Below are 11,998 nucleotides of genomic sequence, written 5' to 3' on the forward strand. Positions count from 1 at the left end.
TAAAGAGGGGGCAATATTCTAGTGACATGCATTCGCTAATGAGCATATAATTTTTCTAGGCACAGAGAAAGCCGGGGCGACATTGTAGCTATGTACAACATCAACAGGGTACGATAAGGGAATATCGTAAAAGTTTATCAAATTTCAGAGATCGATAATGAAATTGAAAATCATTATCAATTAGAATTTTCGCTTATTTCCTTTGATTTGTCAATAGTATTTATTAAAAAAAATCAAATTATCTAACAACACTTTAAATCAGTTAAAATCTTTTAATAAATCTGTATAAAAATGTATAATAAGATGATAAAGATGCTTTCTACATATGAAGAATCGAAGGGTGTCATAGATGAAAAAACTGTCCTCATTCCTTAAGCCGTACTGGCTCCTGATCATTCTTGCTTTATTCTTGATGATTGTCGAGCTTGGTGTGGAATTATTACAACCTTTATTTATTGCAAAGATAATTGATGATGGCATTTTACAGAAAGATTTGTCGGTGGTGATTAAATGGGGAGGCATCATGGTCGGCCTTTCCATCTTTTCTTTTTTGGGTGGGATTGTTAATTCCTTTACTGCATCACATGTAAGTCAAAGTTTCGGGCATGATGTTAGGAAAAGTCTATTCAGTAAAATACAGGCGTTTTCTTTTGCTAATCTGAATAATATCCCGACCTCTTCTTTGATTACAAGAATGACGAATGATGTAACCCAGCTTCAAAATACGGTCTTTATGGGATTGCGCATCATGGCGCGGGCACCATTGATCGTAATCGGCGGTGCGATCATGGCCATGACGGTTGATCTTAAGCTATCACTCGTTCTGGTAATATCGATTCCTATTCTTGTTTTCTTCCTGGTATGGGTCATGAAAAGGGCAGCGAAGTTGTTTAAGCTCGTTCAGAAAAAGCTTGATGGTGTCAATAATGTCATGAGGGAAAACCTTACAGGCATGCGCTTGATCAAAGCTTTCCTTCGCAAGGAGCATGAGATTGGACGGTTTGACGGAGCCAATGATGAACTGAAAAGAAAGACAATGACCTCGCTTCGATTAATTGAAACGACCATGCCTGTGTTGATGCTTGTCATGAATGGGGCGATCTTGGTCATTCTCTGGCTTGGAAGCGGATATATTACAACAGGGGATATCCAGGTAGGGGAAGTAGTGGCAATCGTTAACTATGCAACGAGGATCGCTGCCTCACTTTCGGTTTTTTCCTGGCTGATCACTGTCATCTCCCGAGCGAAGGCCTCGGCCGATCGTGTAACGGAAATCTTCGAGACCCCTATAGATATCTACGAAGGAAAAAAGGAAATCAGAAGTGATGGTATCAAGGGTGGAGGCATCAAATTCCTTGATGTATCCTTCCGTTATCCAGGTACTGATAATGCCGTATTGAAGCACTTGAACTTCTCTATTGATCCCGGGGGTTCGCTCGCCATCATGGGAGCGACGGGGTCTGGGAAAACATCTCTGTTCCAGCTGATTCCGAGATTATATGAAGCTGATGGAGGCTCCATCCTTATTGATGAACAGAATGTGAAGGATTTCCCCCTCGATACGCTGCGGAAAAAGATCGGCTATGTGCCACAGGAAGCCTTACTTTTTTCAGGAACGATAAAAAATAACATCGCTTGGGGAAAAGAAGGGGCCACGGATGAAGAAGTCAAGGAAGCGGCGATGCATGCCCAAGTCCATGGGACGGTCATGAAGCTCCCAAAGCAATATGAAACGTTATTAGGGCAAAAAGGAGTGAATCTCTCGGGAGGGCAAAAGCAGCGGCTGTCGATTGCGAGAGCTTTAGTGCGCAAACCGAAGATTCTCCTTCTAGACGATAGTACAAGTGCGTTGGATTTGAAAACGGAAAGCAAGTTGCTTAGCGCTTTAAAATCCTATACATGCACGACAATCATCATTACTCAAAAAATCAGTACAGCGATGGAGGCGGATAAAATCTTATTGCTGGAAAATGGTGAAGTGCTTGCTGAAGGGAAACATGAAGAATTGATTCATACGAGTGAGCTTTATCGGAAAATCGTTCACTCGCAGTTTGGGGAGGAGGGGATTGCGATTGAGCCGAAGAATTTCTCCCAATAAGGCTAAACCGCTCAACTCATGGAGTACGATAAAAAGGATCATCCCTTACTTGGCAACGAATAAAGGTCTTCTACTTTGGGTCCTGTTCATGGTACTGGTAAGCTCGGCACTAGGCTTGCTTGGCCCCTTTCTGGTCGGCAGGGCCATTGATGATTACATTGTCACAAAGGAAAGTGCCGGGCTATTTAGCCTTCTTTTCGGGCTGCTTGGTGTTTATATATTCTATTCCCTATCGATGTGGCTTCAAAATTATTGGATGATCGGCATTGCCCAGGATACGGTCTATGTCATGCGAAACCAATTGTTCAAAAAGCTTCACCAGTTGTCCATTCCTTTTTTTGACCGCCGTCAGCACGGGGAATTGATGAGTAGGGTCACGAATGATATCGAGAATGTCAGTTCCACATTGAATAGCTCTGTCATCCAGATTTTTTCTAGTGTGCTGACACTCATCGGGACAGTCGGGGTCATGCTTTATTTGAGTCCTTTGTTAACTTTGTTGACCTTGATCATCGTCCCGCTCATGTTCTTCGGCTTGAGATGGATAACGAACCGGACCGGGAAGCTTTTTAAGGAGCAACAGAAAAATCTGGGGGAACTGAATGGGTTTATAGAAGAAACGATTTCCGGTCAGCGGATCGTAAAGGCTTTTTCACAGGAAGACAAGGTGATTCGTGATTTTATCACCAGGAGTGAAAACTTGAAGAAGGCAGGATTTTTATCCCAATCGTATTCGGGGTTGATTCCAAAGTTGATGAATTTATTGAACAATTTAAGTTTTACGGTAATAGCCGCAGTCGGAGGGTTTTTGGCGTTGAGCGGGATAGGAACGGTCACCATCGGGGTGATTGTCATCTTTACCGAGTATTCGAGGCAATTCACCCGGCCGCTCAATGATCTGGCTAATCAATTCAATACACTACTATCGGCCGTTGCTGGTGCGGAACGGGTTTTTGCGATTCTGGATGAGAAAGAAGAAGAAGTGGATGAGGTTCAAGCCTCTGAGCTTCGGGATGTCAGTGGTCAGGTTGATTTCGAAGGAGTGTCCTTTTCCTATAATGAAGATGACCAAACGATACATGATGTCAGCTTTCATGCAGAAAAAGGCGAAACCATCGCGCTTGTAGGGCCAACCGGTGCTGGTAAGACGACGATCATTAACCTTTTGGCCCGTTTTTACGAGCCGAACAGCGGCAGGATCTTGATCGACGGGCAGAATATCCAGCAGGTTACGCGGGCAAGTCTCCGAAAGCATATGGGATTCGTTTTACAGGATTCCTTTTTGTTTCAAGGTACGATTCGTGAAAATATCCGCTATGGCCGTTTGGAGGCGGGCGATGAAGAGGTGGAGGAGGCAGCCAAGCTTGCCAATGCCCATTCCTTTATCATGAAGCTTCCGGATGGATACGGGACCATCCTGAGTCAGGATGGCAGTGGGATCAGTCAGGGGCAGCGTCAGCTTTTGTCGATTGCGAGGGCCATTTTAGCCGATCCCATCCTTTTGATCTTGGATGAAGCGACAAGCAGCATAGATACGATCACCGAGCTTAAAATCCAGGAAGCATTACAGCGCTTGATGGAAGGAAGAACGAGCTTCGTCATCGCCCATCGGTTGAATACGATTCAGCAAAGTGACTTGATCCTTGTTCTTGATGAGGGAAGGGTCATTGAAAAGGGGTCACATGAGGAGCTGCTGCGGCAAAGGGGTTTTTACTACAACCTATACCGCAGTTCAATAAAGGAAATTCAGACAGGATGATGTAAGGAATGTGTGCCGATAGGCGCGCATTTTTTGCTTTGTACGTGGAAAACTAACTTGAATAATGAGATTTTTTTATTTGGATCTATCCTAGTGCTCTCTAATTCAATTTCCAAATGCCGGGAGAAAAGGTTTTAGGATTAATCGTTTTCTGCTTGCTTAAATGTATATAATTTGCTAATATAACTGACGAACGTTCGTTAAAATTCGAGGTGAAAGTATTGAAAAGCAACGAAATTAAAGAAGCTGCCCTGAAGTATTTTACGATTCATGGATACGAAGGAGCATCTCTTTCACAAATAGCTGAAGAAGTCGGCATGAGAAAGCAATCCATTTACGCCCATTTCAAAGGGAAGGATGATCTTTTTCTCAATGTTTTGCGTGATGCGAAAGAGACGGAGCTAACGTCCAAACTTCAATATTTCAGTAAAGTCGATTCAAAAGATCCTGAGAAGGATTTATACGGATTTTTACAATTGAGCATCGATCTTTTTCAAAAAAATGAGCATGTAAAGTTTTGGCTGCGCATGTCTTTTTTTCCGCCGGCACATCTGGAAGAAGCGATTTCAGAAGAAGTCATGGATATAGAGGATAAGGTGCAGGTCATCCTTGAAGGGAAATTTCAGGATTGGATCAATGCCGGGATAATCATTGAAGAGGCAGCGATCACGCCTACGTTCGCTTTCTTGGGAGTTGTGGATTCGATTATGCTGGAGCTTGTTTACGGCAATGATGAAAAGCGGCTGAAGGACAAAGTGGCAGCCTCCTGGACAGTGTTTTGGAGAGGTATATCGCCTAAATGATCTACATGAAAAGAGGTGTTACTATATGGTTAAACCAATTAAAGAACAAAAGGCGGTATTGATCATACTGCTAAGCAATATATTCATTGCCTTTCTAGGAATCGGGCTCATCATTCCCGTCATGCCCTCCTTGATGAATATCATGCATTTATCAGGAAGTACGATGGGGTATCTTGTGGCCGTATTTGCGGTTTCACAGCTTATCATGTCCCCGTTCGCAGGTCGTTGGGTCGACCGATATGGCAGAAAGAAAATCATCATTATCGGCTTACTCCTTTTTGGTGTCTCGGAGCTTATTTTCGGTCTAGGCACAGACGTATCCGTATTTTATCTATCAAGGATCTTGGGAGGGATAAGTGCAGCGTTCATCATGCCGGGTGTCACTGCATATGTAGCGGATATTACATCCGTTCAGGAACGTCCAAAAGCGATGGGGTATATTTCCGCCGCCATTAGCTTGGGTTTTATTATAGGACCGGGCATTGGTGGATTCGTGGCGGAATACGGGATACGTTTGCCTTTCTTCCTGGCGGGCATCATTGCTTTTATGGCCTGCCTTACATCGATATTTATTTTAAAAGAGCCGCTGACGAAGGAGCAGCTTGCGGCAGTCTCTGCTGATGCAGGGCAAACGAACTTTGTGGACGATTTTAAAAAATCGCTTAAACCACTTTACTTTATTGCCTTTATCCTAGTCTTTGTATTGGCATTTGGATTATCGGCCTATGAAACTGTCTTTAGTCTATTTTCTGATCATAAATTCGGTTTCACTCCAAAGGATATTGCAATGATCATTACAATAAGCTCGATATTCGGTGTGGTTGTGCAGGTATTCATGTTTGGAAAAATGGTCGACTTCCTCGGCGAAAAGAAACTTATCCAATTATGTTTAATCGTCGGTGCGATATTCGCAGTGGCCTCGACTTTAATCTCCAGTTATATGGCCGTTTTGGTGGTGACGTGCTTCGTCTTCCTGGCATTTGATTTGCTTCGTCCGGCATTGACGACATTTTTATCAAAAGCGGGCGGGAAAGAGCAAGGATTCGTTGCGGGCATGAACTCAACCTACACAAGCTTAGGGAACATTGTCGGACCGGCGATGGGCGGAATGCTTTTTGACATAAACATTAACTATCCCTATCTTTTTGCTGCGGTCATTATGGTCATTGGCCTTGGGATTACAGTCATCTGGAAGGAAAACCGCTTGGCGGAAAGCTTGGCGCAATAATTCGTTTTTCCAAATCGATAAAGACCCGGATGATCGCTATTAAAAGCACAAAGCCCCCTTGTCCATTTCGGAAAGGGGGCTTTGCTACTGAAAACTATCACCAGAACTACTGATAGGCAGGAAAATTGAGGGTGTTCCCAAACCATGAAATAATAGATTGATTGCCTCAAATTCGGTTATATTTCCTTTCAATTCTTTTAAGCTCATCTGAAAGTCCGAATAAGGTGTGTAGTACGGCAGTTTGGATATATAGATTCATATAATTATCATTGCTCTTCTTTTGAAAGGATAAATCGTGCTTTTCATCAATTATTCTAGAGATGCAATCATTGATTTCAGTCCACAATTCTTTCGTGCTTTCTTTCGTTTTTGTCTCCATATTCTCCCACTCCTTTTTTATCATTTTATCCACTCTATTAAATTCTTATACTTATTTTCACTTATTTTCATGCTTCAATTTACGACAAAATATCAGTTATCTATCATTCTTGCGTGTGGGATGACCAGTAAGGATATATCGCCCGGTCCTTATTTTTAGAAAGGTGAATTCGATTTCAGTTATGTGTATTAACTAGTTGATGAAAAAGAGATATATCGACAAAATGATAGTGAATTCATTACAAATTGACTAAATTTATATTGCTAAAAATCCATTTAATAACATATAATTCAGAATATAGATAAAATTCTTTAAATTAAATGGTGGCGGGAGTGTCAGGACCTGATACCAAGTGAAATGAAGATTTTTTATAGTAAATCATTCGTTCCAATGAGAGGAGATGGTAAAAATGAAAGCGCTTAAATCGGTCATTCTTTGGGGGATCATATCCGCTGTAGGGGCAGTGAGTTTTGGCTTCGTCGCTTTAAATCGCGGGGAAAGCATTAATGCCATGTGGATCGTCACTGCAGCACTCTGTGTTTATTCTATTGCCTATCGCTTTTATAGTAAATTCATTGCACAGAAAGTGTTTGAGCTGGATGATGATCGCCAGACCCCAGCAGAGGCTAATAATGATGGAAAGGATTACGTACCTACAAACAAATGGGTTCTGTTTGGTCACCATTTTGCAGCAATTGCTGGGGCCGGGCCGCTTGTAGGCCCCATTCTCGCAGCCCAGATGGGATACTTGCCAGGTACACTCTGGCTTGTAGTCGGAGTTGTATTGGCTGGTGCCGTTCAGGATTTCATCATTCTCTTCGGTTCGATGCGCCGTAACGGTAAATCCTTAGGGGAAATGATCAAAGAGGAAATTGGGCCCGTTACTGGCTTGATAGCGATGATCGGAATCCTTGGCATCATGATCATCTTATTGGCTGTACTTGCCCTCGTTGTCGTAAAGGCACTGGTAGGAAGCCCTTGGGGGATGTTCACGATTGCCTCGACAATACCGATTGCCGTCCTTATGGGCATTTATATGCGCTATATAAGACCGGGGCGTGTCGGTGAAGGTTCCATCTTAGGTATCATCCTATTGATGCTGGCGTTATATTTCGGACGTTTTGTTTCGGAAAGCGCGACATTGGCGCCGATGTTCACGTTCAGTGGGGAAACGATCGCGATCATGTTGATTGTATATGGCTTCGTTGCTTCCGTTTTGCCGGTATGGATGTTATTGGCACCGCGTGATTACTTAAGTACGTTCTTGAAAATCGGTACGATCATCGGACTTGCGCTTGGCATCTTTATCGTCATGCCTAGCCTTGAAATGCCAGCCGTCACCCAATTCATTGATGGAACAGGCCCTGTCTTCTCAGGGAACCTATTTCCATTCCTATTCATTACCATCGCTTGCGGTGCCGTGTCAGGATTCCACGCACTCGTTTCATCAGGTACGACTCCTAAGATGATTGAACGCGAATCCCATTCCCGTCCAATCGGTTACGGGGCGATGCTGACTGAGTCATTTGTTGCCATCATGGCGATGATTGCAGCCTGTGTCCTGACGCCAGGGATTTATTTTGCGATAAACAGTCCAGGTGCGGTTGTCGGAACGGAGCCGGCCCAAGTGGCGGCTACGATATCGGATTGGGGTTTCGTTTTGACACCTGAGATGATCACGGGCCTTGCGGATGATGTTGGGGAAGAGACCATTTTATCCCGTACTGGAGGGGCGCCAACCTTTGCGATCGGGATGGCCCATATCTTCTCGCAAGTGATTGGCGGAGCATCGCTGATGGCGTTTTGGTATCACTTTGCCATTCTGTTCGAGGCGCTGTTCATATTGACGACCATCGATGCAGGAACAAGGGTGGGGCGTTTCATGATCCAAGATATCATCGGAACCTTCTATAGGCCATTTGCCGAAACGAATAAGTGGCTGCCCAATATCATTGCGACGGCCATTTGTGTGCTTGGCTGGGGATATTTCCTTTATCAAGGGGTCATCGATCCGCTTGGAGGGATCAATACACTTTGGCCGTTGTTTGGTATAGCGAATCAGATGCTTGCTGCCATTGCGTTACTGCTCGGCACGACTGTCCTCTTCAAAATGGGGAAAAAAGCATACAGTTGGGTCACTCTTGTCCCAACTACATTCTTATTGATCGTGACCATGACGGCTGGCTGGCAAAAGCTGTTTCACGAAAATCCGGCAATTGGCTTTTTAGCGCATAAGGATAAATTTAAAGCAGCCTATGATAAAGGGGAAATCCTCGCACCTGCAAAAGATTTAGCTGAAATGAAGCAGGTCATCGTCAATGATTATGTCGATGCCGCACTTTGTGCCATTTTCATGATCGTTGTGATCACTGTCCTCATTTCCGCAATAAGGCTGTGGATAAAAGTGCTGAAGAACCAGAAAATAGACTTACATGAATCGCCTTATGTATCGAGAAGGACATCATGAGGGAGGGACGGTCATGTTGAAAAGGCTGGTCAAGATACTCAGCTACAGAAAACAGTTTGTCAGTTTGCTTGTTGGTGTGCCGAGTTATGATACCTATGTGGCACATATGAAGATTCATCACCCGCAAGATCCCGTAAAGACGAGAAAAGAATTTTTCTGTGAAGCGCAAGATGAACGGTATAACGCAAAGGGTGGCAAAGTGTCTAGATGCTGTTAAATAAATATACGATTGGAGGCTCCTCAATTTTGGGGAGCTTTTTGTTTTGGCTTATTGTAGTTAAAAAGGAATCAGGAAAGGATGTAATGGGTTATTGTGTTAAGTAATCTTACATGTTGTTAAAAAAAACGGAAAAACATGTTGAATTGTTAGAAAATTAAGTATATGATAAAAAACATAACATATATTTGTTACATAACATAACATATATAAAAATAAGGGGGAAAAACAATATGCAAATGGCGGATTCGGTTTTTATGTTTTTGGCGACGATGATGGTTTGGCTAATGACACCAGGGATTGCCCTATTTTATGGGGGGATGGTGAAGAGTAAAAATGTCCTGAATACGGCCATGCATAGTTACATGCCTCTGGCTGTCATTTCAATTCTTTGGGTGCTGGTTGGATATTCGTTATCGTTTTCAACAGGTAATGCTCTTCTGGGAGGGCTGGATTGGGTTGGATTAAAGGATGTAGGCTTTGCCCCTGGTCCTTACAGCGAAACGATTCCTCATAGCTTATTCATGTTATTTCAAATGACTTTTGCCGTTTTAACCGTATCGATCATTGCAGGAGGGATTGCCGAACGGATGAAGTTTTCAGCTTTTTTAATTTTTACGATCTTGTGGTCTTTATTGGTATACGCACCCGTTGCTCACTGGGTATGGGGAGGCGGCTGGCTGGCGCAACTAGGTACTTTGGATTTTGCTGGAGGCAACGTTGTTCATATTTCTTCAGGGGTTGCCGGGTTGGTTTTGGCGATCATGTTAGGCAAAAGGAAGGAATCTGGGGACAGTGCGCCGCATAATCTACCGTTAACGTTCCTTGGGGGCTCTTTAATCTGGTTTGGGTGGTACGGTTTTAACGTCGGAAGCGCTTTGACGATCAATGCAGTGGCCATGACGGTATTCGTCAATACAGCCGTTGCTGCAGCTGCGGGCATCATAGGCTGGCTTATCGTTGAGTATATGGCTAATAAAAAGGCGACGTTGCTTGGAGCGGTATCAGGAGCGATTTCCGGGTTGGTTGCCATTACACCTGCATGCGGTTTCGTGACGCCTGCATCGTCCATCATCATAGGAATCGTCGGCGGAGCCGTATGTTTCTGGGGCGTATTTTTCTTGAAGGATAAACTGGGATACGACGATGCACTGGATGCATTCGGTCTGCATGGGATAGGCGGAACATGGGGCGGCATCGCTACAGGTTTATTTGCAACGACTTCCGTTAACGAAGCTGGGGGAAATGGCTTATTTTATGGGGATTTCAACTTACTGTGGAAGCAGCTTGTGGCAATCGTTGCGACATATATTTTCGTTGCCGTGGTCACTTATGTCATTGCTAAGGTCATTAACGTATTCGTTCCATTACGTGTCAGTGAAGAAGATGAGTCAATGGGGTTGGATCTTACGCTTCACGGAGAAAAAGCCTACCATGAATCAATTTAAAAGGAGGGTGAAAATATGTCAGAGGTTTTAACGAAAATCGAAATCATTACACGTCCGATCAAGTTTGAACAATTCAAAGCGGAATTAGCAAAAATAGGGGTAAGCGGAATGACCGTATCGGAAGTGAAAGGAGCGGGACTCCAAAAAAGCTATGTTGAAACGTATAGAGGCAGGAATCGGGAAATGTCCTTACATGACCGTTTGAAAATCGAAATTGTCGTGTGTGAAGTTCCGGTTCAGGAAGTTGTCGATGTTGCGAGAAGGTTCTTGAGTACAGGTAAACCTGGTGACGGGAAAATCTTCATATATGAATTGGCGAACGTTGTGAATATCCGCACTGGAAAAGAAGGACATGATGCGCTGAAGAATGAGTTTTAATGCACTGTGTAAAACCGACCGGAGCTAATATGAATAGATTTATGAAAGGGAGCAAACAAAATGGGAAGATTGGTCCGAATCGTTAATGCAAAAAAGCAGAAGATTGCCTCGACTCTCATATCGGAAGGGATTTATCAACCTGATGATCGATCCTTTTTATTGGAGTTACCATTAAAGAATTTAGAGGAAATTCTGTCGCTTCGCACTAAATCCTCCTTTCACAATCCCCGTTCAAAAAAATGACCCTTTAGCCGTTCTCCATGAGCGGCTTCTTTTTGCTTTTCTTGAAACACCCATGGAAATCATGAAGCTTTACAACTATAATGGGTAAGGGCATAATTTAAATCCAGTTTTTTTGCTTTTTTTGACACTTTTCGCTTAGTTAGTTCGATTTTTCTTTATTTTGCAAAAGTGAAAGTGAGAGAAGGAAATTTAATTCAAGAATGCACTTTTTCATAATGGGTAAATTATTAATATGTTTTATTAAGAGGTGAAAGGAAATGGACCAATTTACGGTCGAATCCGTTTTAAATATCATCAGGGAGTTTGTACCGAAGGGTGCTTCAATATCCGTGGCTGATTCTGAAAAATACATTTATTACCAACCTAGCAAGCAAGTTGACTTAAGAATAAAGCCGGGTGATTTGATAAGTGAGAATACAGCTACATACCAGGCGTTAAGTATCCGAAAAAAAATTGGGGTGCAAGTCGAGAGTAATGTATTTGGCGTACCGTACTATGGGTTGAGTGTACCGATCATGAATGAGGGCAATCCTCTAGGGGCTGTCACGGCGATCTTGCCTTCAAAGCCAATGATTTTACCAACATCATTCCTGACAATTAAAATAGATGACCGCTGGATTCCGCTTCCATATGGTGAAATTATGTATTTAGAAGCACAAAACAGGAAAACGAAAATTCAGTCCGAACTTGTGAGTGGATACCATAAAATGAACTTAAGTGAACTGGAACTCATATTACCAAGCGATTCGTTCATTCGGGTGCATCGTTCTTATATCGTGAATATCAATTATATACAAGAAATCCTTCCGGATTTTCATTCAACGTTTTTACTGATAATGAAGGACAGCTCCAAAATACAAGTCAGTCAAACATATGCAAGTCAATTCAGGAGAGCGCTCGGTTTTTAGTGCTCTTCTTTATGTGTTGAAAATGCTGTCTGATGCCCAAATAATGCCTTTTCATTCGGAAAGGAATGTG

At 43.1% G+C, this 11,998-nt stretch carries 11 protein-coding genes; 10 read left to right on the top strand and 1 reads right to left on the bottom strand.

Annotated elements, in window-relative coordinates; all coding sequences use genetic code 11:
* Positions 1-349 precede the first annotated feature (349 nt).
* From ABE28_RS02380 to ABE28_RS02395, 4 genes are all read left to right on the top strand, one after another.
* The gene (locus tag ABE28_RS02380) at positions 350-2,098 is read left to right on the top strand and encodes an ABC transporter ATP-binding protein (RefSeq protein ID WP_064462362.1); all 1,749 of its coding nucleotides are present in this window, start codon (positions 350-352) and stop codon (positions 2,096-2,098) included.
* Positions 2,073-3,857: an ABC transporter ATP-binding protein gene (locus ABE28_RS02385; protein ID WP_257390683.1), complete on the top strand. Its 1,785-nt coding sequence runs from the start codon at positions 2,073-2,075 to the stop codon at positions 3,855-3,857. Before ABE28_RS02380 ends, ABE28_RS02385 begins: the two co-directional genes overlap by 26 nt.
* Before the next feature lie 221 nt (positions 3,858-4,078).
* Entirely contained in the window at positions 4,079-4,660 is a 582-nt protein-coding gene (locus ABE28_RS02390; protein ID WP_064462366.1) for a TetR/AcrR family transcriptional regulator, read from the top strand.
* A 25-nt stretch (positions 4,661-4,685) separates the two neighbouring features.
* Positions 4,686-5,888 carry an MFS transporter gene (locus ABE28_RS02395; RefSeq protein WP_064462368.1) on the top strand — a complete coding sequence of 401 codons (1,203 nt, stop codon included), beginning with the start codon at positions 4,686-4,688 and terminating at the stop codon, positions 5,886-5,888.
* A 166-nt stretch (positions 5,889-6,054) separates the two neighbouring features.
* Here the strand turns inward: ABE28_RS02395 and ABE28_RS02400 are convergent, their stop codons facing one another.
* Complete coding sequence (locus tag ABE28_RS02400) at positions 6,055-6,267, bottom strand: hypothetical protein (protein ID WP_064462370.1); 213 nt, start codon at positions 6,265-6,267, stop codon at positions 6,055-6,057.
* A 409-nt stretch (positions 6,268-6,676) separates the two neighbouring features.
* Here ABE28_RS02400 and ABE28_RS02405 point away from each other — a divergent pair, with 409 nt between their 5' ends.
* The 6 genes from ABE28_RS02405 (at position 6,677) to ABE28_RS02430 (ending at position 11,928) form a co-directional block, all read left to right on the top strand.
* A complete protein-coding gene (locus tag ABE28_RS02405; protein ID WP_064462372.1) occupies positions 6,677-8,734 on the top strand; it encodes a carbon starvation CstA family protein in 2,058 nt (685 codons plus the stop codon).
* Positions 8,735-8,747: 13 nt separating this feature from the next.
* Positions 8,748-8,951: a YbdD/YjiX family protein gene (locus ABE28_RS02410; protein WP_064462374.1), complete on the top strand. Its 204-nt coding sequence runs from the start codon at positions 8,748-8,750 to the stop codon at positions 8,949-8,951.
* A gap of 233 nt (positions 8,952-9,184) precedes the next feature.
* Entirely contained in the window at positions 9,185-10,399 is a 1,215-nt protein-coding gene (locus ABE28_RS02415; RefSeq protein WP_064462376.1) for an ammonium transporter, read from the top strand.
* Positions 10,400-10,414: 15 nt separating this feature from the next.
* On the top strand, positions 10,415-10,777 hold the full coding sequence (locus tag ABE28_RS02420) for a P-II family nitrogen regulator (protein WP_064462378.1): 363 nt from the start codon (positions 10,415-10,417) through the stop codon (positions 10,775-10,777).
* A 60-nt stretch (positions 10,778-10,837) separates the two neighbouring features.
* Positions 10,838-11,020, top strand: coding sequence for a hypothetical protein (locus ABE28_RS02425; protein ID WP_064462380.1), 183 nt, complete (start codon positions 10,838-10,840; stop codon positions 11,018-11,020).
* A gap of 257 nt (positions 11,021-11,277) precedes the next feature.
* Positions 11,278-11,928, top strand: coding sequence for a LytTR family DNA-binding domain-containing protein (locus ABE28_RS02430; protein WP_064462382.1), 651 nt, complete (start codon positions 11,278-11,280; stop codon positions 11,926-11,928).
* The last annotated feature ends 70 nt before the right edge of the window (positions 11,929-11,998 follow it).

The organism is Peribacillus muralis (assembly GCF_001645685.2).
In the GTDB taxonomy this organism is placed as follows: Bacteria; Bacillota; Bacilli; order Bacillales; family DSM-1321; genus Peribacillus; species Peribacillus muralis_A.